This window comes from Aliiroseovarius marinus (assembly GCF_004360145.1).
In the GTDB taxonomy this organism is placed as follows: Bacteria; Pseudomonadota; Alphaproteobacteria; order Rhodobacterales; family Rhodobacteraceae; genus Aliiroseovarius; species Aliiroseovarius marinus.
On the sequence record NZ_ML178712.1, the window covers coordinates 423,780 to 444,468 of the forward strand.

Annotated in this window: 25 protein-coding genes and 1 tRNA gene; 15 read left to right on the top strand and 11 right to left on the bottom strand. The window is 59.7% G+C overall.

The features are described 5' to 3' along the window. The first annotated feature begins 16 nt into the window (after positions 1 to 16). Genes EOL43_RS02210 through EOL43_RS02220 form a run of 3 tightly spaced genes read left to right on the top strand, consistent with a single transcriptional unit; the run spans position 17 to position 3,220 of the window. Positions 17 to 1,006 (top strand): thiamine ABC transporter substrate-binding protein, encoded by a 990-nt coding sequence (locus tag EOL43_RS02210; RefSeq protein ID WP_133485138.1) that lies wholly within the window; start codon positions 17 to 19, stop codon positions 1,004 to 1,006. Continuing rightward, positions 982 to 2,541 (top strand): thiamine/thiamine pyrophosphate ABC transporter permease ThiP, encoded by a 1,560-nt coding sequence (locus EOL43_RS02215; RefSeq protein ID WP_133485139.1) that lies wholly within the window; start codon positions 982 to 984, stop codon positions 2,539 to 2,541. Before EOL43_RS02210 ends, EOL43_RS02215 begins: the two co-directional genes overlap by 25 nt. Beyond that, positions 2,528 to 3,220, top strand: a complete 693-nt coding sequence (locus EOL43_RS02220; RefSeq protein WP_133485140.1) for a thiamine ABC transporter ATP-binding protein — start codon at positions 2,528 to 2,530, stop codon at positions 3,218 to 3,220. The genes EOL43_RS02215 and EOL43_RS02220 overlap by 14 nt, the downstream gene beginning before the upstream one ends. Before the next feature lie 57 nt (positions 3,221 to 3,277). Here EOL43_RS02220 and EOL43_RS02225 read toward each other — a convergent pair whose 3' ends face one another. From EOL43_RS02225 to dapF, 9 genes are all read right to left on the bottom strand, one after another. Then, positions 3,278 to 3,769 (bottom strand): DUF695 domain-containing protein, encoded by a 492-nt coding sequence (locus EOL43_RS02225; protein WP_133485141.1) that lies wholly within the window; start codon positions 3,767 to 3,769, stop codon positions 3,278 to 3,280. Positions 3,770 to 3,947: 178 nt separating this feature from the next. After that, positions 3,948 to 4,745, bottom strand: coding sequence for a cytochrome c1 (locus tag EOL43_RS02230; RefSeq protein ID WP_133485142.1), 798 nt, complete (start codon positions 4,743 to 4,745; stop codon positions 3,948 to 3,950). Positions 4,746 to 4,759: 14 nt separating this feature from the next. Then, on the bottom strand, positions 4,760 to 6,073 hold the full coding sequence (gene petB / locus EOL43_RS02235; RefSeq protein ID WP_133485143.1) for a cytochrome b: 1,314 nt from the start codon (positions 6,071 to 6,073) through the stop codon (positions 4,760 to 4,762). 11 nt (positions 6,074 to 6,084) lie between these two features. Next, positions 6,085 to 6,651 carry a ubiquinol-cytochrome c reductase iron-sulfur subunit gene (petA, locus tag EOL43_RS02240; RefSeq protein ID WP_133485144.1) on the bottom strand — a complete coding sequence of 189 codons (567 nt, stop codon included), beginning with the start codon at positions 6,649 to 6,651 and terminating at the stop codon, positions 6,085 to 6,087. A gap of 495 nt (positions 6,652 to 7,146) precedes the next feature. After that, positions 7,147 to 7,749: a glutathione S-transferase gene (locus EOL43_RS02245; RefSeq protein WP_133485145.1), complete on the bottom strand. Its 603-nt coding sequence runs from the start codon at positions 7,747 to 7,749 to the stop codon at positions 7,147 to 7,149. 3 nt (positions 7,750 to 7,752) lie between these two features. Beyond that, positions 7,753 to 8,043: a hypothetical protein gene (locus EOL43_RS02250; protein ID WP_133485146.1), complete on the bottom strand. Its 291-nt coding sequence runs from the start codon at positions 8,041 to 8,043 to the stop codon at positions 7,753 to 7,755. A 49-nt stretch (positions 8,044 to 8,092) separates the two neighbouring features. Further along, positions 8,093 to 8,701, bottom strand: coding sequence for an FMN-binding negative transcriptional regulator (locus EOL43_RS02255; protein WP_133485147.1), 609 nt, complete (start codon positions 8,699 to 8,701; stop codon positions 8,093 to 8,095). 33 nt (positions 8,702 to 8,734) lie between these two features. After that, entirely contained in the window at positions 8,735 to 9,997 is a 1,263-nt protein-coding gene (gene mtaB, locus EOL43_RS02260; RefSeq protein WP_133485148.1) for a tRNA (N(6)-L-threonylcarbamoyladenosine(37)-C(2))-methylthiotransferase MtaB, read from the bottom strand. Position 9,998: 1 nt separating this feature from the next. Further along, positions 9,999 to 10,835, bottom strand: coding sequence for a diaminopimelate epimerase (gene dapF / locus EOL43_RS02265; RefSeq protein ID WP_133485149.1), 837 nt, complete (start codon positions 10,833 to 10,835; stop codon positions 9,999 to 10,001). Between the two features lie 110 nt (positions 10,836 to 10,945). Between dapF and EOL43_RS02270 the strand changes: the two genes are divergently transcribed. The 11 genes from EOL43_RS02270 (at position 10,946) to EOL43_RS02320 (ending at position 19,243) form a co-directional block, all read left to right on the top strand. Then, positions 10,946 to 11,021: transfer RNA gene (locus EOL43_RS02270), tRNA-Lys, on the top strand. Positions 11,022 to 12,108: 1,087 nt separating this feature from the next. Next, the gene (locus tag EOL43_RS02275) at positions 12,109 to 12,729 is read left to right on the top strand and encodes a type VI secretion system-associated protein TagO (RefSeq protein WP_133485150.1); all 621 of its coding nucleotides are present in this window, start codon (positions 12,109 to 12,111) and stop codon (positions 12,727 to 12,729) included. Positions 12,730 to 12,844: 115 nt separating this feature from the next. Beyond that, positions 12,845 to 13,285 (top strand): terminase small subunit, encoded by a 441-nt coding sequence (locus EOL43_RS02280; protein WP_133485151.1) that lies wholly within the window; start codon positions 12,845 to 12,847, stop codon positions 13,283 to 13,285. A 552-nt stretch (positions 13,286 to 13,837) separates the two neighbouring features. Further along, positions 13,838 to 14,407 (top strand): L,D-transpeptidase, encoded by a 570-nt coding sequence (locus tag EOL43_RS02285; RefSeq protein WP_133485152.1) that lies wholly within the window; start codon positions 13,838 to 13,840, stop codon positions 14,405 to 14,407. 23 nt (positions 14,408 to 14,430) lie between these two features. Next, positions 14,431 to 14,865 carry a c-type cytochrome gene (locus EOL43_RS02290; protein ID WP_133485153.1) on the top strand — a complete coding sequence of 145 codons (435 nt, stop codon included), beginning with the start codon at positions 14,431 to 14,433 and terminating at the stop codon, positions 14,863 to 14,865. Between the two features lie 36 nt (positions 14,866 to 14,901). After that, the gene (locus EOL43_RS02295; protein ID WP_133485154.1) at positions 14,902 to 15,207 is read left to right on the top strand and encodes a hypothetical protein; all 306 of its coding nucleotides are present in this window, start codon (positions 14,902 to 14,904) and stop codon (positions 15,205 to 15,207) included. 51 nt (positions 15,208 to 15,258) lie between these two features. Next, on the top strand, positions 15,259 to 15,873 hold the full coding sequence (locus EOL43_RS02300) for a c-type cytochrome (protein ID WP_133485155.1): 615 nt from the start codon (positions 15,259 to 15,261) through the stop codon (positions 15,871 to 15,873). A 9-nt stretch (positions 15,874 to 15,882) separates the two neighbouring features. After that, complete coding sequence (locus tag EOL43_RS02305) at positions 15,883 to 16,782, top strand: c-type cytochrome (protein ID WP_133485156.1); 900 nt, start codon at positions 15,883 to 15,885, stop codon at positions 16,780 to 16,782. A 4-nt stretch (positions 16,783 to 16,786) separates the two neighbouring features. Next, entirely contained in the window at positions 16,787 to 18,187 is a 1,401-nt protein-coding gene (locus EOL43_RS02310) for a multicopper oxidase family protein (RefSeq protein WP_133485157.1), read from the top strand. Next, positions 18,184 to 18,675 (top strand): c-type cytochrome, encoded by a 492-nt coding sequence (locus tag EOL43_RS02315; RefSeq protein ID WP_133485158.1) that lies wholly within the window; start codon positions 18,184 to 18,186, stop codon positions 18,673 to 18,675. The genes EOL43_RS02310 and EOL43_RS02315 overlap by 4 nt, the downstream gene beginning before the upstream one ends. Before the next feature lie 91 nt (positions 18,676 to 18,766). Further along, the gene (locus tag EOL43_RS02320; RefSeq protein ID WP_133485159.1) at positions 18,767 to 19,243 is read left to right on the top strand and encodes a DUF411 domain-containing protein; all 477 of its coding nucleotides are present in this window, start codon (positions 18,767 to 18,769) and stop codon (positions 19,241 to 19,243) included. On the opposite strand, the gene EOL43_RS02325 is transcribed toward EOL43_RS02320, so the two are convergent. Then, positions 19,228 to 19,830, bottom strand: coding sequence for a Crp/Fnr family transcriptional regulator (locus tag EOL43_RS02325; protein ID WP_133485160.1), 603 nt, complete (start codon positions 19,828 to 19,830; stop codon positions 19,228 to 19,230). The two genes, EOL43_RS02320 and EOL43_RS02325, sit on opposite strands and share 16 nt — an antisense overlap. A 75-nt stretch (positions 19,831 to 19,905) precedes the next feature. Here EOL43_RS02325 and EOL43_RS02330 point away from each other — a divergent pair, with 75 nt between their 5' ends. Further along, positions 19,906 to 20,445, top strand: coding sequence for a hypothetical protein (locus EOL43_RS02330; protein ID WP_133485161.1), 540 nt, complete (start codon positions 19,906 to 19,908; stop codon positions 20,443 to 20,445). A 1-nt stretch (position 20,446) separates the two neighbouring features. On the opposite strand, the gene EOL43_RS02335 is transcribed toward EOL43_RS02330, so the two are convergent. Next, on the bottom strand, positions 20,447 to 20,647 hold the full coding sequence (locus EOL43_RS02335) for a heavy-metal-associated domain-containing protein (protein WP_240686432.1): 201 nt from the start codon (positions 20,645 to 20,647) through the stop codon (positions 20,447 to 20,449). Between the last annotated feature and the right edge of the window lie 42 nt (positions 20,648 to 20,689).

Here is a 20,689-nt window from a genome sequence, read left to right on the forward strand (position 1 = left end):
GCATATGGAGGACCCAATGAAGACAGCCCTTTCATTTGTCGCAGGACTTGCACTGACCACGACCGCTGCCATGGCTGCGGACAAGCCCGTGCTGCAAGTTTATGCTCCTGACTACTTCGCATCCGAGTGGGGGCCCGGTCCCTCGATCGAGGCGGGCTTTGAAGCCCAGTGCGGTTGCGATCTGGAATTCGTCACCGGCGACGTGATGCCCCGCCTGATGCTGGAAGGCGAGCGCACCGAAGCAGACGTTGTGATCGGCCTGAACACCGACGTGACTGCCCGCGCCCGTGCCTCGGGCCTGTTTGCCCCGCACGGTCTGGATGTCAGCGGTCTGACCCTGCCCGTCGACTGGACCGACGACGTGTTCGTGCCGTTCGACTACAGCTACACCGCCTTCATCTATGACAACACCAAGATCACCGACGCGCCCAACAGCTTTGATGCGCTTCTGGCGATGCCCGACGACACCAAGATCGTCATTCAGGATCCGCGCAGCTCGATCTCGGGTCTGGCGCTTCTGTTGTGGGTGAAGTCGGTCTATGGCGACAAAGCAGACGAGGCTTGGGCCAAACTGAACCCGAAGATCCTGACTGTCACCAAAGGCTGGTCCGAGGCCTACGGCATGTTCACCGATGGCGAAGCCGACATGGTTCTGTCCTACGTGACCTCGCCCGCCTATCACATCATCGCCGAGGAAGACCTGACCAAATCGGCAGCCATCTTTGACGAAGGCCACTACCTGTATGTGGACCTCGTGGGCAAAATCGCGAACACCGACCAGCCTGAACTGGCCGACGCCTTCATGGCTTATGTGCTGAGCGAAGAGTTCCAGTCGGGCATCGCGACCTCAAACTGGTCGTTCCCGTCGAAACTGGCAACTGACAAGCTGCCGGAAGGCTTCGCCAACCTGCCCGTGCCCGCCAAAGCGCTGGTCTTCTCGGAAGAAGAAGCCGAGGCAATCCGCAAGCCGGCTCTGGACGAATGGCTCGCCGCAGCGTCCAAATAAGTTCCACCACCATCCTAGGCGTCTTGGCGCTTGGGGTGGTGGTCTGCCTGACCCTTGGCACGCTGGTCGCGGTTGCGATGCGGGCCGAGGGTGCGGGCAGGCTTGGCCCAGCCGATTGGGCTGCCATTCGCTTCACGTTATGGCAGGCCGCCGCGTCAGCGACGCTCAGCATCCTTCTGGCGATCCCTGTCGCCCGCGCACTGGCGCGGCGCAGCTTCCCCGGTCGCTCTGTGCTGATCACCCTTCTGGGCGCCCCCTTCATCCTGCCGGTGATCGTCGCCATTCTGGGCTTGATCGCCGTCTTTGGTCGCACCGGTCTGATCTCCCAAGTCTTAGGCCTGTTCGGGATCGAGCCGATATCCGTCTATGGCTATCACGGCGTCATCCTCGCCCATGTGTTCTTCAACCTGCCGCTCGCCACCCGCCTGATTCTGCAAGGCTGGCTGGCCATCCCGTCCGAGCGCTTCCGACTGGCGGCCTCGCTAGGCATGGGCCCCTCTGACATCGCCCGCACGCTGGAGCGCCCCATGCTGCGCGAGGTCGTGCCGGGCGCGTTCCTTGTCATTTTCCTGATCTGCCTGACCTCTTTCGCCGTGGCCCTTGCCCTTGGTGGCGGGCCGAAAGCCACCACGGTGGAACTCGCGATCTACGAAGCCTTCCGCTTTGATTTCGACCTTGGCCGCGCGTCCCTGCTGGCTTTGGTACAGTTCGGGCTGGGCGCGGCGTTGGCCTTGATTGCCCTGCGCGTTGCCATGCCGTCGGACATGGGCGCGGGGCTGGATCGCGCCGTCACCCGCTGGGATGACCGCCCCGCTTTGTTGGTGCAGGACATAGTCGCGATCACGCTTGCTACACTCTTCTTACTTCTGCCGCTGGGCATGGTCGTTCTCGATGGCCTCCCACGCCTTTTGCACCTGCCCGACGTCGTCTTTGGCGCGGCCCTACGATCTGTCATCGTCGCCCTCGTGTCCGCCGCACTAACGCTGGCCTTGTCCCTGCCCATCGCGGCCCTTGCGGTGCGCCATAACTCGCGCGTGGTCGAGGCCTTGGGATATCTGACCATCGCCGCCTCACCCCTTGTGATCGGCACCGGGCTGTTCATCATCACCTTCCCCTTCGTAAAGCCATCGGACCTTGCCCTGCCCATTACCGCAATCGTCAACGCCGCCCTCAGCCTGCCCTTCACTCTGCGGGCACTGGTACCGGCGCTGGCTGCAGTCGAACGAGACTTCGGCCCACTGGCCGATGGGCTGGGCATGACGGGTTGGACCCGCCTGCGCCACCTGTGGCTGCCCCGCCTGCGCCGCCCGATGGGCTTTGCGCTAGGTCTGGCCGCCGCGCTGTCGATGGGCGATCTTGGCGTCATCGCGCTATTTGCAGACGGCGACAACGCCACCCTGCCCTTGCAGCTTTTCCGCTTGATGGCGGCCTATCGGATGGAGGACGCAGCCGCCGCTGCCCTGCTACTGCTAACCCTCTCGCTCGGCCTGTTCTGGCTGTTTGACAAAGGAGGTCGCGTGAATGCTGACCGTTGACTCCATGCGCATCGAAATGGGCGATTTCAGCCTTGCCGGAGACTTCAAGATTGCACCCGGCGCACGCGTTGCCGTGCTTGGTCCGTCTGGCGCGGGGAAATCCACTTTGCTGGCGGCCATCGCGGGGTTCCAACCGCTGGATGCAGGGCAGATCCTCTGGGATACGAAGCCCATGCCCAAAGATCCCGCCGCGCGGCCGATCAGCATGGTGTTTCAGGACAACAACCTGTTTCCCCACCTAACCGTCGCGCAAAACGTGGGCCTTGGCCTGCGCCCGAACCTGCGCTTGTCAGCCGAGGAACACACCCGCGTTGCAAACGCCCTGACTCGCGTGGGACTGGAAGGGATGGGAGACCGCAAACCCGCGCAGCTTTCCGGCGGCCAGATTGCTCGCGTGGCGCTGGCCCGCGTCCTGCTGCGCGACCGCCCGGTGCTGCTGTTGGACGAACCCTTCGGCGCGCTCGGCCCGGCACTGAAAGCGGAAATGCTGGAGCTGGTGCGCACCCTGCTGGACGAGACAGGCGCCACCCTTCTGATGGTCAGCCATGACCCCGAAGACGCACGCGTGCTCTGCAATCAAGTGGTTCTGGTGGCCGATGGGCAGGCCCATGCCCCCGTTGCGACGGAGGAGATGTTCGCGAACCCGCCAGAGGTGATGCAGGAGTATTTGGGGAGGTGAAAAAGACCTGCCCAATTTGCTCAATCTTACTAAACGAAGTCTACTGCCTATCGTCCTTCAGCTTTCGGCCCCATTGGCACTGGTGAACAGTTGCATGAAGACACGCGCCTCACTCCACTCAGGATCACGTTGTATCTCGTAGGCCCAATCGAGAGGCCATTCCTCTCTCTCCACCAGTTTCTGTAGCGTGTGGTGTGCGCTTTTAGGGTCGTGAACTTGAAAGACCAATTCTCGGACGCCCGCCCAAGTGCTTCTTGCAACGAACAGAGCGTTGTCGGAACCCAAAATACTCTTAGATTCGAGTGTCGAAATCTCAATTTTATCGCTGACTTTGTTCAGTAATTCTTGTTCTTTGGCCGTTGGCATCTCGTTCTTAGCAAGATCAGAGTACGTGATCTTAATTGACAAACACCAAGGGAATATTTCGGGATTTGGAAAATCTAGTAACGCGCTGTTGACGACAACAACCGCCGGCAACCCTCCTCGTGAAGTATTTAGCAGGGAGTAAACTGGTTCTGGTAATTCAATTTGGATATTTCCAATGGTCAAAACAGATACTCGCTTTCAGTAACACGTCCTTGTTCCACCGTGGGCCCCACTCCACCTTGGAGGGTGTCCAAAGTCAAGCAAGCGGAAGTCTCTACCTCCCTTAGGAAACACAAAACATCACCAAGCGGAAAAAAAGGGCGCCTTGCGGCGCCCTTCTCTATTCCGTCAAACCCAACGCTTAGGCGTTGAATTTTTTGCCTTTGTGCGGGGCCCAGAGCTTCTTGTTCGTCAGGTACAGAAGCGAGGTCAGCAGGACCAACATAATGACCGAGATAAAGCCGGTCTGTTTGCGGGCCATCATCTTGGGCTCTGCCGTCCACATCAGGAAGGCTGCAACGTCTTCGGCCAAGTGGTGGGCCGAGTTGTTGTGACCGTCGTCATACTCGACGGTGCCATCTTCCAACTGCGGAGGCATCGAGGTCCAACCGCCCGGGAACACGTCGTTTCCGTTCAGGTACTGACCAGCGACTTCCTGTTCCTTGCCGTTGAAGGCGGTCAGGAACGAAGCGATGTACTCAGCGCCACCCATGCCTTTGACCAGCTGGTTGATGCCGGTGCCGGCCGGGCCGTGGAAGCCAGCGCGGGCTTTGGCCATCAGCGACAGGTCGGGACCCATGCCTTCGCCTTCAACGGTCGGGAAGAAGTCAGCCGGCACGCGGGCGCGGTCGTCATCCAGTTCCGGATCGTAGATGGTGAAGTTTTCGGCTGCATATGCGCGAACTTCGTCCTCGGTGTACTCGGGGCCACCTTTGTCCGACAGGGTACGCAGCGGGACGTAGCGCAGACCGTGACAGGCCGCACAGACCTCGGTGTACACTTTCAGGCCGCGACGCAGCTGTTCCTTGTCGTACTTGCCGAACGGACCCTCGAACGAGAAGGCCGTGTCATGGACTTCGCCGCCTGCGCCAGCGGCCTGAGCCGCGCCAGTGGCGAGACCCAAAGCGACGATAGCGGATGCTGTGAGTTGTTTGATCATTGTTCTCAATCCTCTCACTCGGCTGCGCCGGGATAGTGGGCGTTGAAGTCTTCCTCGATCGTTGCCGGAGGCGTGGTCGGTTTTTCAAACAGACCCAGCAGCGGCAGGATCACCAGGAAGTAGGCGAACCAGTAGGTCGACCCGATCAGCGAGATCCAGTCATGCGGGAACTCGGTGTCACGAGCGCCAACCCACATCAGAACGACGAAGTCGATCAGCAGCAGGCGGTACCACCATTTGAAGGCAGGGCGATACTGACCCGAACGGACCGACGAGGTGTCCAGCCACGGTGCCAGAGCCATCACGATGATGGCGCCGAACATGGCCAGCACGCCGAAGAACTTCGCGTCAACGATGCCACCGGTGATGAAGCTAACGAACTGTACAGCCCAAACATCAGCGGTGAAGGCACGCAGGATCGCGTAGAACGGCAGGAAGTACCATTCGGGAACGATGTGTGCCGGCGTCGCCAGAGCGTTTGCCTCGATGTAGTTGTCGGGGTGACCCAGGTAGTTGGGCATGAAGCCAACAACGGCGAAGAAGATGATCAGAACCATGCCCAGGCCGACCAGATCTTTGATCACGAAGTAGGGCCAGAACGGCAGGGTGTCTTTCTTGGCTTCTTCTTTCGAACCGCGGCGAACCTCAACACCTGTCGGGTTGTTGTTGCCCGTGGTGTGGAAGGCCCAGATGTGAACGGCGACAAGCGCGGCGATCACGAAGGGCAGCAGGTAGTGCAGCGAGAAGAAGCGGTTCAGCGTGGCGTTGTCCACAGCAGGACCACCCAGAAGCAGAGTCTGGATCGGCTCGCCGATGAAGGGGATGGCGCCAAACAGGCCGGTGATAACCGTTGCACCCCAGAAGGACATCTGACCCCAAGGCAGAACGTAACCCATGAACGCGGTGCCCATCATCATCAGGTAGATGAGCATACCTACAATCCATGTGATTTCGCGGGGCGCCTTGTACGAACCGTAGAACAGGCCGCGGAAGATGTGGATGTAAACAGCCACAAAGAACAGCGACGCGCCGTTCATGTGGATATAGCGGATCATGTGACCGCCGTTCACGTTACGCATGATGTGTTCAACCGACGCAAAGGCCATATCAACATGCGGGGTGTAGTGCATCACCAGGATGATGCCGGTAACGATTTGCAGCACCAGGCAGAACGCCAGAACGATGCCCCAGATCCACCACCAGTTCAGGTTTTTCGGGGTGGGGATCATCAGCGTGTCATAGGCCAGGCCTACAACGGGCAGACGTTCGTGCAGCCACTTTTCAAAGCCCGACTTGGGCTCGTAGTGATCGTGAGGAATTCCAGACATGTAAGCCTCCCTTAGCCCAGCTTGATCGTCGTTGCGTCGACGAATTCTGCAGGCGGAACCGGCAGATTCTCAGGTGCCGGACCTTTGCGGATACGGCCCGAGGTGTCGTAGTGCGACCCGTGGCAGGGGCAGTACCAGCCTTTGTAATCGCCAGCGCCGTCGCCCAGAGGCACACAGCCAAGGTGGGTACACACACCCATCATCACCAGCCATTCGCCAGCTTCGTCCATCGCACGGTTTTGGTCGTCTGCCGACAGGGCCGCATCGCGGTTGTCGTTACGCGCAAACGCGTCGATCAGGTCGTTTGCGGTGTTGTCCGCACGGGCCTGTTCGATCTCTTCTGCAGTACGGCGGCGGATGAATACCGGTTTGCCCAGCCATTTCACGGTGATCTGGCTGCCGACGGCAACGTCAGCAACATCAACGCGGATCGAGCTGAGCGCCCGAACATCGGCAGAGGGGTTCATTTGATTGACGAGCGGCCAAACAGCAGCACCAGCCGTTACGGCTGCGGCGCCACCGGTCGCATAGTAAAGGAAATCCCGGCGGGTTCCTTCGTGGTCGTCGGCGTGTGACACGAGCGCATCTCCCTAGCTAGGTTGCAATATGGCAACCGACACGACTGAAGACCGCCTTTGCAAGCGGTCCGTTTCGCGGCTGTTTATCTAAGGAAACGCGCTCAGTCCAGAAGTCATTAGGGCGCAGGTGTCGGTTTTCAAGGATATGATACCCTGAAAACATGCTGCAGCTGCACTGTTGGCGCGAACATCTAGAATGTCGGGGATAATTTTACCCAAGCCACGTCCCGCGCCCATGACTTAAGTCAAACCGCACGCGACGATTTGGCGCGTGAGTCGTTTGGGGATATTTTCGGCACGTGCACCGCACGGGCCACGCCCGACCCTCCCCCGCACCAAAGGTGCGCGCCGTTAGTCGGCATGCCTCCGGCATGACGGGAGGGCGTATTGCGAGGCCAAGCACAGATGCAAGATTTCAAGAAACGCGACGCCGCATATAGCTACGCCGCAGCGAAACGCCCACCCAGGGTCAGGCGTGACCCTCTGCACCACCCGTTAAACCGGCTTCGTCGCCTTCATACTGTCCCGCTGGCAGTACACCGCGAACCAGTCGTCCAGCGCGTCGCGGCCTTTGCGCCAACCGCGGGCGTCGTGGCGGAAGTCCAGGTAGCCCAGCGCGCAGCCGACCGCGATCTGGCCCATGTCCAGCGGGCCGGACAGATGGCTCATCCAGCGGGTGTTCAGCGCGTCCAGCGCACCCTCGATCTTACCCCACTGGCCTTCGATCCAATCCTCGAACCGCATCGGCTCGGGGCGCAGGCGTAGCTCATAAGTCATCAGAACGGCGGCATCCATCATCGCGTCCGCCGTCGCCTCGAGCGTCAGAACGTCCCAGATTTGGTGCTCGGGGTAGAGTTTTCCGCCGCTGCGGGCATCCAGAAAGCGGGTGATCACACGGCTGTCATAAAGCGTCGGGGCGTCGGGCCGGATCAACGCGGGGATTTTCGACAGGGGGTTCGCCGCCGTCACCGTGGGGTCGGGGGCAGTGGGTAGGGTGGCGGCCATGATCTCTTCCACGTCATCCGCCTGGCCGGTTTCTTGCAACAGCACACGCACCTTGCGCGCAAACGGGGACGTCACGGACGAGATCAGTTGCATAGCCTATACCTTTCGAAAGCGAATGCGGGTCAGGCCGACGGCGTCAATCTCGACCCCCGGTCCGTTTTCCCCCAGACGGATCACCCGGCGCATCCGCGCGGTGGCGTTTACTTGCTCGCTGTCATCCGTCTTCTCGCGTCGTGCGGTCAGCCCTTCGGGCGCCTCATCCAAGGCATCCTCATGACGCTGATCCCGCCGCCCACGTTCGACCGAACGGGCGATGGCATAGGTGGTCAGGGCGACAGCGCCATAGCGCAGCGCGACGACAGCAATTGGGGCAAGCGGTAAGGCCATGGGATCCTCCTTATATAGAAATGTAGGGAGGCCGGGGGCTTATGTCCACTTATGCAGGCGGATCGCTCATCAGCTTGGCGATTTCGGCAAGCTCTTGCCCAAAGCCCGTATGCATCTGCGCCGCCGCCGCTTCGCGCACCGGATCGTCCTTGTTCTGGCCCAGTTTCCACGTGCCGTCGATCTCTTCGACCTCAAGCTGCATGGGCACGATCATCCGTTCCATCTTGGTCACGACCTCGGGCGTCATCTTGTCGAAGGTCCACGGGGCTTTGCCGTCGATCCGCGCTTCATAGGCGGCGGACTGGCGCACCAAAATGTCATGCAACGCGTCGTGTTCCAACGGCACCAACCGCCCGCGCAGATGTACGGCAACATAGTTCCACGTGGGCACTTGCTGCTCAGCCCCATACCAATCGGGCGAGACATAGCCGTCGGGCCCGGTCACCGCGAGCACCGCATTCATCTCGCCCACCCGCGCGATGGGGTTCGAGCGGACCAGATGGAACTCGGCCAGCGATCCGTCATCGGACAGCAGAAACGGGATATGGGACAGAAGCGGCGCCTCGCCCGCCACGCAGAGCGTGCCAAAGGCGCGGGTCTGGGCGAAGGCGATGTTCTGCTCGCGCTCGCTACGTCGGAAAACGGGGTTCGGGTGCATGGCGGGTCCTCTGACTATGCTGAGGACAGGTGATCAGACAACCAGCTGTTTGTCTACAATCCGCGTGGGCGTGGCGGTGATCAGCGCGCCCTCTTCCTGCGGGGTGGTAAAGATCACCTCGGCGAAATGGGCGGTGCGGCCCATCGTCGGGTTCTCCATCAAGATCTGATGTTCCTGCCCGACTTGTGCTTCCAGATGCCGTTGCACCTGAGCATCCCCCGCCGCCCGCAGACGCGCCGCACGGACCTTGATCACGTTGCCATCCACGGTGTTCGGGATTTTCGCCGCCGGCGTGCCTTCGCGTTTCGAGTACGGGAAGACGTGCAGCCATGTCAGGTCGCAGTCCTCGACCAGCTTCACGCTGTTCTCAAAATGCGCGTCGGTCTCGGTCGGGAAGCCCGCGATGATGTCGGCGCCAAAGGTGATGCCGGGGCGCAGCTTGCGGGCCTCTTCACAGAAGGCAATCGCATCGTCGCGCAGGTGGCGCCGCTTCATCCGCTTCAGAATCAGGTCGTCCCCGTGCTGAAGGCTGAGGTGAAGATGCGGCATCAGGCGCGGTTCGGACGCGATGGCCAGCATCAAGTTCTCATCCGCCTCAATCGAATCGATTGAACTGATGCGCAGGCGTGGCAGATCCGGCACCAGACGCAGGATCCGCATGACCAGATCACCCAAGCGCGGCTCTCCGGGCAGGTCGGCGCCCCAGCTGGTCAGATCCACGCCGGTCAAGACGACCTCGTTGAACCCACGATCCACAAGGCGTTTGATCTGGTCGACCACAACGCCCGCGGGCACAGACCGGGAATTTCCGCGGCCATAAGGAATGATGCAGAAGGTGCAGCGGTGATCGCAGCCGTTCTGAACCTGCACATAGGCGCGCGACCGGGTGCCGAACCCGTCGATCAGGTGGCTGGCGGTTTCGGTCACGGACATGATGTCATTGACCTGCACGCGCTCGGTGTCACCGATCAGGTCGGGGGCAAGGCCCGCCCATGTTTCGGGCGACATCTTTTCGTGGTTGCCGATAACTGCGTCGACCTCGTCCATGTTGGCAAAGGTCTCGGGCTCGGTCTGGGCCGCACAGCCGGTGACGATCACCTTGGCGTCCGGGTTCTCGCGCCGTAGCTTGCGGATTTCCTGACGGGCTTTGCGCACGGCCTCGGCGGTCACGGCGCAGGTGTTCACCACCACAGCGCCCTCCACTCCCGCCTCATCGGCCAGACGTTTCATCGCCTCGGTCTCATAGGCGTTCAGGCGACAGCCAAGCGTCGCGAAAATCGGGGGTTTCGCGCCCATCTTACAGACCCTTCAGGAAGGCTTGCGTCAGCTGGCCACTATATACAAAAGCGGTGGGGCCGGTCATCCAGACGCCATCCTCGCGCCAATCCAAGGTCAGCCAGCCGCCATCCAGCTCCATCCGCACGCGCTTGTCGGTCAGACCGCGCTGATGAGCGGCAACGGCCGTCGCACAAGCGCCCGAGCCGCAGGCCAGAGTGATCCCCGTGCCACGCTCCCAGACGCGCATGCGAATCTCGTTCCGCGACCGGATTTCGGCGAATTCAACATTGGTGGCTTCGGGAAACAGCGGGTCAGTTTCAAAGCCCGGCCCGATCCCGGCAACATCGACGGTTTCGGCATCCTCCACAAAGAACACGCAATGCGGATTGCCCATGCCGACGGCGACGGGATCGCCCTCCAGCGGCAGGTGCTGCAGATCCACGTCCTGCGACAAAGGCACTTCCTGCCATGTCAGCTGAGGCTGTCCCATGTTCACGGCAACCAGATCTCCGTCAGCGCGTGCTTCAAGCACGCCACGCGAAGTGCGGATGGTCAGGGCATCCTTGCCCGTCTGATCCATCATATAGCGCGCCACGCAACGGGTCGCGTTCCCACATGCGCCCGCACGGCTGCCATCGGCGTTCCAGAAATCCAGATCAATATCCGCCACGTCCGAGCTGCGAATCTCAGCCAGCTGATCAAAGCCAACGCCGCGATTGCGATCGCCCAACCCAGCGGCCAGATCTCGAGTCACAACAGCATCGCGCCCCCGTGAATCAATCATCACGAAGTCATTGCCCGCCCCATGCCATTTCATGAACTCAAGGCCATTCATATGTGTCTGCGCATCTGCCATGAGCCGCGATATAAGCCCTTGGCAAAACTTTTGCCAGAGATCGTGCAGATTCATTCGAAAATGGGGTTGACCCCACCCGCCACTCCCTTTAGTCACCGCGCTCACAGAGTGGGCCGTTAGCTCAGTTGGTAGAGCAACTGACTTTTAATCAGTGGGTCGAAGGTTCGAATCCTTCACGGCTCACCACTGAACCTCCCTAAAATCAATGGGTTACACCGACCTCCTCGGGGAAATTCGTAGTCCATGCGCAAACTTTCCGGAGTATTTCCGGATGAATCGCGCGACACTTCTCTGCCCCATCAATGCTCGCGCTCAGATTCGTCGGAAGCGGCAAGACGCGCCCTAGCGTATCGGAAATACGGAATCCCAAGATCGAGCCGGGGATCGCGCGATTCTCAATTCACTTGGAGCCAGCATCGACTGAACGTTTATCCGTCTATGGGGGGGAGGTGTCGACCCGCCCATGGGAGTCCCATGGATTCTTGTACCTCCCCAACACGACGAGCAGTCGGAGCAGATTTTGCCGAAGTGCGCAGAGCAATCACTGCCTACCCATCTTCTGAACATAGTTTTCTGAGATTGTCTTGATTGTTAGACTGGAGCTTTAATCGACCCTGCGGCTCGACTGCTGCGCGCCGCCTCCAGCGGCGAGCGCAGCTCAGTCCTCAAGTCTGCTCGGCTTTCGTTCTTCGAACAGCTCCAGTCTAAACTCATCTGCTCGGAAAAGTCAATACATCTGGACTCATTTCGGAGGAATCGCACAACATGTTGTGGAATGGGCACGTATAAAAGTTAGCCAGCTTGACCGCCCGCGTTTCCACCCCCGCCCATTGGCCAATGGAGATCTGTTACGCACATCCCCCCACTGGCCCTTACAGGAGTAACCGCGCAGAAAGACCCCTAGTTGGCCATCGAGCTTGCTCCTACCGCACGAAACAACAACCGCCTTGCTCGGCCCCACACTGGCCTTCGCGGATATCCGGCTCGCCGAAAAACCACCCTGGCCCTTCTGTCGCAAAGTCAGCCAGCCCCTCCACCTGGCCTTAGGCGCTGGGCATTCAGTTGGCACCCTGTCGCCCCATACTGGCCCAAACAGGGGAAGGTTGCCTTGGTCCAACCCTGAGTGCGCCCGCCTCCCCCTTACGGGGGCGGGCGCGCCACCAACCATTCATCCTGTCGGGGGTAATGGCGGTAGGGTAGATATGGGCATGGACAACTCCCCTTTGACGGGTTTACTTGCACCTATTGGTTAAACGGATTGAGAGGAATTCCGATGAAACGATGGGCCCTTGCCATTACCCTTCTAACCGCCAGCTTCGCCCATGCTGAAACCGCTCTCGATAGCTGTGCCACGATTGACGCTGACATAGACCGTTTAGCCTGCTACGACGAGGCTTCGGGTCGGACAGCGAAAACAACCACTCCCCTCGCATCGGACGATACGGGCAAATGGAACGTCAACGTTAAGACCTCAAAGTTTGAAGACACGACTGATGTTTACCTATCGCTGAAATCCAACGACAACGTTGCCTGTCGAAGCTACTCGACCCCGGCCCCTGTTCAGCTCTGGATCCGCTGCCTTGAGAACACGACATCACTTTTCATCGCTACCGACAATTGCCACCTAGCCAGCCGTGTAAGTGGATATGGCGACGTTGATATGAGAACCGACAGTGACAAAACCCGCACTGTTAGCATGGACGCCAGCACGGACAACCGAGCCCTCGGCATTTGGAGCGGGAATCGGGCAATACCCGCCGCGATACGCCTGTTTGAGAAAGACACGCTACTGGTCCGCTTCACGCCCTACAACCAAAGCCCAGTCACAGCTGAGTTCGACATCTCTGGCATTGAGAACGCGATCAAGCCCCTGCGCGAAGCCTGCGACTGGTAAGCGCACCGCTGGGCCCCTGCTTAACGACCTCTCCTGCTATCCACAGCCTTGCTGGACGAACTCCTACGATCTTTGGGTTAACCTTAGCCCATTCAAGAGAACCAGGGAGATATGCATGGCAAAGGCTGATTGGAGCAAACGGCAGGCATTTGCTGAAGCATATGTACGCTGTGGAAATGCGTCTCAGGCTGCGCGGGTCGCCGGGGTGCCTGCGGCTTCGGCTCACAGCATGGGCTATAAATGGCTGCGCGACGTGGCCGTGGCTGACCTGATCCGCACAGCCATGAACGACCAGCTAAAAACCCTTGGCCCTGCCGCCGTCAATGTGGTGCGCGAAGTCATGCTGTCAGAAAGCTCCCCTGCAAACGTCAGGCTGCAGGCTGCACGTGACATCCTTGATCGGTTGGGGTGGGTGGCCCCCAAGCGCCCAGAGGCCGTACAGGGGCCTCAGCGGCGCGAACTGGTGGAGCTGTCGCGGTATGAGCTTGAAACCCTGGCCTCGGGCAATCCTGACGTGATGCTCGATGAGGCCTCGCTGGAATCCATGCTGACCTAGGCAATCCGAGTACCCGTGACGCAAAGAGCCGCCCAGAGGGTATCTGAGCGGCTCGCGAGGGATCGGTTTGAATGGTTCGGGTTATCCCCCTTGGCGCACAGCCGAGGCTTCCTGCATCTTCATCTCAGCGTACTCCAAGGCTTCGCTTACCCTGTGCACGGCCTTCTTATTGGGGTGCCAAACGGCGAGCGGCCAGGTCCGAATGGTGCGCGCGGAAATGGGGAAGTAGCGACGCGTGATGATCTGGGCCAGGGTTCCACGATCTGCGAACTCTGGAAGCGTCGCTCCGCAGGTACAGATTTCGTTGGGAGTGTCGGCGGGACGAGGCATATTTGGGCTCCTTTCAAGTTATCTGAGCCCATCTTGGCCTGATCGGCGAAACCCGGTCGTCCCGGTTGACGATCTTTTTTTTGATTATCTGCAATCTTTCACCGGACCGACGTTTCACCGAATTGTGACCGTATAATGTGTTGACCTTCCCCCGGGGGAAGCTGGCTGTTGCATCAAAACGAAGCACACGTTCCTTCGACGAGGCAGCCAAGTGAGGGGCACATGAACTTACACACATCCAGAAGACGTTTTCTTTCGGGACTGGCGGCAGGTTGCGCCTTTCCTGCGCCAATGCTTCTTGCGCAGTCGGAACAGGTGGAAACGAAAACGGAACGCAACATTTCCTCGTTCCGCATGCACCGCTGGCAAGACCATTTCGATAGCCTGAAAAACGGGGTGATCCTGTCGGACACGACGTCGCGCATGCTGCAGTACTGGTCCGAAGATGGGACGGTTGCAAAGATCTATCCAACCAGTGTGCCGTTAAGTGATGATCTGACGCGGCTTGGATACACGCGCGTGGTGCGCAAGGTAGACGGACCGTCATGGCGGCCCACGCCCTCGATGAAGAAACGCAACCCGGAATGGCCAGACTATGTTGGCCCCGGGCCGGAAAACCCCTTGGGGACACATGCCCTTTATCTCAGTTGGCAATACTATCGGATCCACGGCACCAACGACACGCGCAAGATCGGGCGACGATCCTCGAACGGCTGCATCGGGCTTTACAACGGGCAGATCGCTGAATTGTTCGCATTTGCGAAGGTTGGCACACAGGTCAAGCTGATCTGACCTGCAAGGAAAGAGTATAGATAATGACCATCAAGACGTGGAGCCTGATCGGAATCGCGGCCCTCATCGTTACCTTTCTTCTGACGCGTGGAGGACCGAATGACGTCGCGGACCCCGTGGCAGAGATTGCAGCGGGCGCACCGATGGTGACAGTGCAGTTACCCGCCGCGCTAAGCGCAACGGCAACGATGGGAAAGCGCGGATTCGACGCCGTGTGCGCAGACTGCCACGGGACCGATGCGGCGGGGCAGCAGGGCATCGCACCGCCGCTTGTGCACAAGATCTATGAACCCAGTCATCATGCGGACATGGCTTTTGTGCTGGCGGTGCAAAGAGGTGTACCCGCGCATCATTGGGGCTTCGGCAACATGCCGCCGGTCGACGGCTTGACCCGGGCCGATGTTGCGAACATCATTGCATACGTCAGAGAACTGCAACGCGAGAACGGGATCAACTGAACGGTGTTTGAGGGAATGCGCAGATGGGTCGGGCCTATGTTCGTCGCGGTCGGCATTTTTGTCGCCAGCCTGCTTTTGTCAGGTGGTGTTGCGGAAGCACATGGCAAACATGCGCCTTCCGAAACAGCGATTACCGCGCAGTCGGACGCCGTTTATTTCGCAGCAGACAATCAGGGGCAGTGCTTTGGTGGTGCCTTCTGTTCTGGCCCTGCCATCGTCCAGCATAACTTTGTGCCAGCAAGCGCAAGTGCACAACGCGAGCGCTATGCGCTACCTGTAAAAATTATGGGTCTTCCCGTTATATCGGGATTTGATCCACCACCTCCCCGCTTCCTGATTTGATATCTTCCGCGCGCCGATGGCGTTGAGAAACACTTCAATCAGGAAAATCCGATGAAAACCAAAAAACTACTCGTGGGCGCGATGGCTGCGTCCGTACTTGCCGTGGCAAGCCAGTCCGTTCTCGCTCATGGGGGTGCCACGGGCATCGTCAAGGAACGCATGGATGGCATGGGCGTCATGAAAGAGGCCATGAAGGTTCTGACGCCGATGATGCAAGGCAAGGTCGATTACGACGCCGACGTGGTGCGTGATCGTGCAGGCGACATCAGCCAACATGCCGGAACGACCATGACGAAGCTGTTCCCCGAGGGCAGCACGGATGCCCCATCCGAGGCGAAGCTTGAAATTTGGCAGGACTGGGAGAATTTTGCTGCGCTGGCCGAGCAATTGCGTGTGATGGCTGACGGGCTGGCAGCGGCGTCCGACAACGGGTTGATGATGGCCGGGAACGCACCTGCCGGTAGTGGCATGATGACGGGCCAAGGGGGCACCATGATGGGCAGTGGCATGATGGGTGGCCAAGGCGCAGGTATGATGGGAACCGGCATGATGGCCGGACAAGGCGCAGGCATGATGGACTTCGCCGATATGCCCGCCGATGGCGTCTTTACCATGATGGGTCAGGTTTGTTCTGCTTGCCACACCCGTTTCCGGGCCGAGAAATAGGCCGAGAAGATGCGCAAAATCTATCGTCTGGGATTGGCTGGGGCCGTAGTAGCCTCGGTCAGCCTCTCGGCGCTCATCGCTTGGCCGATTGGTCAGCCTCCTACGCCCATTTCGCTGCAAGGCAATGTAGAACGCGGCGCGTATCTTGCGCGTGCGTCCGGGTGTATTGCGTGCCACACGGATATCACTGGCGGAGGTGCGCCCCTAGCCGGGGGGCTGCGCCTTGAGACACCGTTCGGGTCGCTGTATTCCCCGAACCTAACCACCGACCCCGAACATGGGATCGGCGGTTGGACGCAGGCTCAGTTTGCCCGTGCTGTGCGCGAAGGGGTCTCGCCCGAGGGGTACGCCTATTACCCGGCCTTTACCTACCCGTTCTATGCGAATTTCACGGATCAAGAGATCGCCGACCTCTGGGCTGCGTTCCAGACAGTACCCCCCGTCGCCACGCCTTCGCGTGCGCCCGAAATGCAGTTTCCTGTCAACCAGCGTTGGGGCTTGAAGCTGTGGCGTGCGGCCTATCTTGAACCACCCCGAACCGAGCCCGTGGCTGGCAAAGGCGAGATCTGGAACCGTGGCCGCGAACTGGTCGAAGGCGCCACCCATTGCGCCGCCTGCCATACCGGGCGGAACTTCGCAGGGGCCCGCAACTCGGATACCGAGCATTTTAAAGGAAGCGACAGCTTGCCGGGTGGCGAGAAAGCACCCGCGATTGATCACGAAACTCTGATCAAAAGGGGATGGGATGTGGCAAGCCTTGCTTACGCGCTGCGCACCGGCATCACGCCCGAGGGCGACGCCTTTGGAGGGACGATGGGTGAGGTCGTACTGTATGGCACCAGCTTCCTGACCGAAGCAGACCGTACAGCCATCGCGACATATCTGATGGATGAACACGAGGGTGGATAGGCGAATGAACCCAATACAAAAGCCTCAGGGACCAAGACTGAACCGCCGCACATTTCTGGCCGGAACCGCCGCGCTTGCTGCAACGCCGGGATTTGCACATGCCGAAACCATACCTCGGTTGGTGGCCCGCCCGGCGAGTGCGCGCATTCTACCTGCCGAATACCCCGAGACACCGATCTGGGGATTTGATGGCGAGGTGCCCGGCCCTCTGTTGCGTCTGAAACAGGGCGAACGCTTGATGCGCACATTGGTGAATGAACTGCCACAGCCCACCTCTGTTCACTGGCACGGAGTGCGCGTACCGAATGCGATGGACGGGGTGCCGGGTATGACACAGGACGCCGTCGCACCCGGCGATCAGTTTGACTATGCCTTTACGCCGCCCGATGCGGGCACCTTCTGGTACCACTCGCACAACCAATCCACCGAGCAGATCGCAAGGGGGCTTTATGGATTATTGATTGTCGATGAGGCCGAGCCGCCAGAGGTCGACCACGATATCGCTGTGGTGCTGGATGATTGGCGGCTGCGTGAGAACGGAGAGATCGTCGACGATTTCGACCGGATGCATGACTGGACGCATGCGGGGCGGATCGGAAATTACGTACAGGCATCCCTTCTGCCGCGCGTCTCGCAACTGCGCCGCCATGATCGCGTACGGCTACGGCTGGTCAACGTCGCGGTGGACCGCATCATGAAGATCGGTCTTCATGGCTTAAGCGGCGCCCTCGTGGCGTTGGATGGGATGCCACTGCAAACGCCCGAACACACCGATCACGTGATCCTCGGCCCGGCACAAAGGGCGGATTTCATCGTAGATGTCACTGCTGACGAGGGAGACGAGGCACTAATTGCCATCCATGAACGTGAAGAGGCTTTCGTACTTGCAGATCTCCATGTTTCGGGCGGAGGCAGTTCGTCCGCGCGCGGGGCAATCAATCCTCTGCCATCCAATCCGCTTGTCCCTCTTGAGACAGCTCAGGCCACGACTGAGGCGCGCTTGATCATGGAAGGCGGCGCGATGGGGGGGCTGCGTCAGGGAATTTGGAAGGGCGAGCGCCTGTCGATCCAGCAATTGGTCGAGCAGGGCCAGGTTTGGACCTTCAATGGCGTCGCAGGTCTGCCCGAAGCTCCATTGGTTGAGGTTGCCGTGGGCGACATTGTCGAAATTCCGATGCAAAATGACACGGCGTTTCCACACGCTATACACCTACACGGGCACCATTTCCAGGAGCGTCTGGCCGATGGCGCGCTTGGTCCATTGCGCGACACACTTCTGATGGATCGCGGGGAAACACGCAGCATCGTGTTTCGGGCAGACAATCCGGGGGACTGGCTTTTGCATTGCCACATGCTGTCACACCAGAAGGCAGGTATGAAGACCTGGATACGGGTGGCCGCATGAGGCGCGGAACACTTGTTGCGCTATGCGCTGCCGGGTTGGGGGCCTTCGGCATCGCAATAACAGCCTTCAGCCCCATGGATGCGCAAGCCCAGCCAGCACAGCAGCCCTTGGACTCGGATCCTGATGCAGGCAAGGTGCTGTATGCAGAGAACTGTGCCGCGTGTCATGGGGCGAACCTTGAGGGCCAACCCGACTGGCGTACCCCAGACGAGGACGGCGTCCTTCCCGCTCCGCCCCATGACCAAACCGGACACACCTGGCATCACGGCGATGCGTTGCTGTTTGACTATACCAAACGCGGTGGCCAAGCGGCGCTTGAAACACGCGGTGTATCTGGATTTTCCAGCGGCATGCCGGGATTCGAAGACAGCCTAAGCGATCAACAAATCTGGGACATACTGGCCTTCATAAAATCCACCTGGCCCGACCGCATCCGCGAGATGCAGGCCACACGCACCACAGGTGAACAAATGCAGGGCGGCTCATGATTGCCCGGCTCGACAATGCCACGACATGTCACGGCGCTTTGGTCACAAAGGCCGAGATCATGCCGTCAGCACGAACAATAAAGGATAAAACATGACCAACCCGAAACTTGACCGGCGCCTGTTCCTAGCGGGGCTTGGCGCTTCCAGCATCGGACTTGCCACACCGACGATTGCCGCGCCTCGCCCGCTGATACAGGTTCTGAAAGATCCGGATTGCGGCTGCTGTAGCGCCTGGATGGCGATCATGCAGCAAGGGGGTTTTGATCTGGAGGTCCAGAATGCCTCGTGGGACGCCCTGTCGCGTTATAAGGAAACGAACGGCATCCCGCAGGACATGACATCATGTCATACCGGCGTGGTGAACGGGTACTACATCGAAGGACATGTGCCCGCCGCCGATATCCATCGCCTGCTGTCCGAGCGTCCTGACGCAGTGGGTCTGTCCGTCCCCGGAATGCCCTTTGGATCACCCGGTATGGGCCCTGAGAACGAGCGCGAAGCCTATGCGGTCTACCTGATCCGCAAGGATGGCAGCACCGAGGTTTTCAACCACTACGACGCCGCTTGATCTGTGCGCTTTAGACGATAGACGCCGCGGGCGGGGCGTTCGACCTGCCCGTCGCGTACCAGATCCGACAGCGCGCGAAAGACGACCTCGTGGCTTAGTCCAAGGTCGCTGGCGAAAGCCACCACTGTTCCGGTCATCCACCCATCCGCAAGGCCCGCAAGTACCCTGTCCTGCGCGGACCGAATCGCCAGCAACTCTTGCTTGCGGCGATAAGACTGGACTTGTGCCGAAAGCCGTTGAACCAGACCGATTGCAAAGTCAGTGTCCTTTGTCATGGCGCCCAGCACGATGGCCTTACCGAGAACGCGCACCGTACAGTCCCCGTCAGCAATGGCGTCACAGTGATAGTGGTCGCTGAACAGTGATGGCTCGGCCAGCGTGTCGCCGGATCTTGCCCTGAACATCGTGACCAGCTGACCCGCTTCCGTGTGCCGCACCAGGCGCACCTCTCCTTGCTCAACAAAGAACATTCCACGCGCCCTATCGCCCTGATGAAACAGGTGCTCTCCGCCGGTCAAACTACGGCGCGGCAAATCGGACAAGGGCAGGCCATCAAATGGCGCTGGAAGTGGGATCAAATCGCTCATTGTGATTCAAATCATATTCAATTGGCCAGATAGGTACCAGCATTTGGGGCCACAAATTCGATCAAGAGTTCAATCATGCTCCGACACACGATATTTGCGATTGCCACATTGTTTGCAGCGGCGCCGGTCTACGCACAGCACAGTCACGACCATGCGGGTCATGCGCCTCAGACTGTCCTACCAACCGAACCCGGTCAGGGCGCATTTGCCGCCATTGCCGAGATCGTTGCAATGTTACGCGCCAACCCCGAAACCGATTGGTCAGCGGTCGATATCGCGGCCCTGCGCCGGCATCTGATCGACATGGATAACTTGGTGACGCATGCCAAGGTGACAACAGAAGACGTGCCAGAAGGCGCACGGTTCCACGTACAAACCACCGGAACAGGAGGAGCCGCAGTCTCGCGCATGGTTCCCGCGCATGCGCCGGTGCTGAGGGCGGACACAGGCTGGGAAAGTCAGGTGCTTTTGAACGGGGATGAAATTGTTTGGACCGTCACCTCACAGACAGACGCTGAGGTTATCCGGGCGCTGGGCTTCTTCGGCCTGATGGCCGTCGGCAATCACCATCAACCCCATCACTTGGGGATGGCGACAGGCTCTATGGTGCATTGATCTAGACCAAAATTGTCGCTGGATAGCTTTCCTTCGCAAGTATGGCGAGCAGATCGTGATCCGCTAGGTCACTGGTGATCCTGACCTCGTGGGCGTCGAGGTCAAACACCAGTTCCGCCTGCGCATCTTCGGCCAAAACAGCTTTCTCGATCACGGCTTTGCAGTGTCCGCAGCTCATGTCAGGGACGTGGAACATACGCATACAAGGGCTCCTCTTATGACTTCACAGTTGTAAGTGGGGCTT

What these genes read in the sequence shown, in the direction of transcription:
- EOL43_RS02250 (WP_133485146.1), bottom strand. Translation starts at nt 8,043, where the DNA reads ATGGCCTTACCGCTTGCCCCAATTGCTGTCGTCGCGCTGCGCTATGGC.
- EOL43_RS02335 (WP_240686432.1), bottom strand. Translation starts at nt 20,647, where the DNA reads ATGCGTATGTTCCACGTCCCTGACATGAGCTGCGGACACTGCAAAGCC.
- EOL43_RS02215 (WP_133485139.1), top strand. Translation starts at nt 982, where the DNA reads ATGGCTCGCCGCAGCGTCCAAATAAGTTCCACCACCATCCTAGGCGTC.
- petB (WP_133485143.1), bottom strand. Translation starts at nt 6,073, where the DNA reads ATGTCTGGAATTCCTCACGATCACTACGAGCCCAAGTCGGGCTTTGAA.
- EOL43_RS02320 (WP_133485159.1), top strand. Translation starts at nt 18,767, where the DNA reads ATGACCAACCCGAAACTTGACCGGCGCCTGTTCCTAGCGGGGCTTGGC.
- EOL43_RS02210 (WP_133485138.1), top strand. Translation starts at nt 17, where the DNA reads ATGAAGACAGCCCTTTCATTTGTCGCAGGACTTGCACTGACCACGACC.
- EOL43_RS02275 (WP_133485150.1), top strand. Translation starts at nt 12,109, where the DNA reads ATGAAACGATGGGCCCTTGCCATTACCCTTCTAACCGCCAGCTTCGCC.
- EOL43_RS02245 (WP_133485145.1), bottom strand. Translation starts at nt 7,749, where the DNA reads ATGCAACTGATCTCGTCCGTGACGTCCCCGTTTGCGCGCAAGGTGCGT.
- EOL43_RS02285 (WP_133485152.1), top strand. Translation starts at nt 13,838, where the DNA reads ATGAACTTACACACATCCAGAAGACGTTTTCTTTCGGGACTGGCGGCA.
- EOL43_RS02255 (WP_133485147.1), bottom strand. Translation starts at nt 8,701, where the DNA reads ATGCACCCGAACCCCGTTTTCCGACGTAGCGAGCGCGAGCAGAACATC.
- EOL43_RS02280 (WP_133485151.1), top strand. Translation starts at nt 12,845, where the DNA reads ATGGCAAAGGCTGATTGGAGCAAACGGCAGGCATTTGCTGAAGCATAT.
- EOL43_RS02310 (WP_133485157.1), top strand. Translation starts at nt 16,787, where the DNA reads ATGAACCCAATACAAAAGCCTCAGGGACCAAGACTGAACCGCCGCACA.
- EOL43_RS02220 (WP_133485140.1), top strand. Translation starts at nt 2,528, where the DNA reads ATGCTGACCGTTGACTCCATGCGCATCGAAATGGGCGATTTCAGCCTT.
- EOL43_RS02305 (WP_133485156.1), top strand. Translation starts at nt 15,883, where the DNA reads ATGCGCAAAATCTATCGTCTGGGATTGGCTGGGGCCGTAGTAGCCTCG.
- EOL43_RS02330 (WP_133485161.1), top strand. Translation starts at nt 19,906, where the DNA reads ATGCTCCGACACACGATATTTGCGATTGCCACATTGTTTGCAGCGGCG.
- EOL43_RS02295 (WP_133485154.1), top strand. Translation starts at nt 14,902, where the DNA reads ATGTTCGTCGCGGTCGGCATTTTTGTCGCCAGCCTGCTTTTGTCAGGT.
- EOL43_RS02230 (WP_133485142.1), bottom strand. Translation starts at nt 4,745, where the DNA reads ATGATCAAACAACTCACAGCATCCGCTATCGTCGCTTTGGGTCTCGCC.
- EOL43_RS02290 (WP_133485153.1), top strand. Translation starts at nt 14,431, where the DNA reads ATGACCATCAAGACGTGGAGCCTGATCGGAATCGCGGCCCTCATCGTT.
- EOL43_RS02315 (WP_133485158.1), top strand. Translation starts at nt 18,184, where the DNA reads ATGAGGCGCGGAACACTTGTTGCGCTATGCGCTGCCGGGTTGGGGGCC.
- mtaB (WP_133485148.1), bottom strand. Translation starts at nt 9,997, where the DNA reads ATGGGCGCGAAACCCCCGATTTTCGCGACGCTTGGCTGTCGCCTGAAC.
- EOL43_RS02300 (WP_133485155.1), top strand. Translation starts at nt 15,259, where the DNA reads ATGAAAACCAAAAAACTACTCGTGGGCGCGATGGCTGCGTCCGTACTT.
- EOL43_RS02325 (WP_133485160.1), bottom strand. Translation starts at nt 19,830, where the DNA reads ATGAGCGATTTGATCCCACTTCCAGCGCCATTTGATGGCCTGCCCTTG.
- dapF (WP_133485149.1), bottom strand. Translation starts at nt 10,835, where the DNA reads ATGGCAGATGCGCAGACACATATGAATGGCCTTGAGTTCATGAAATGG.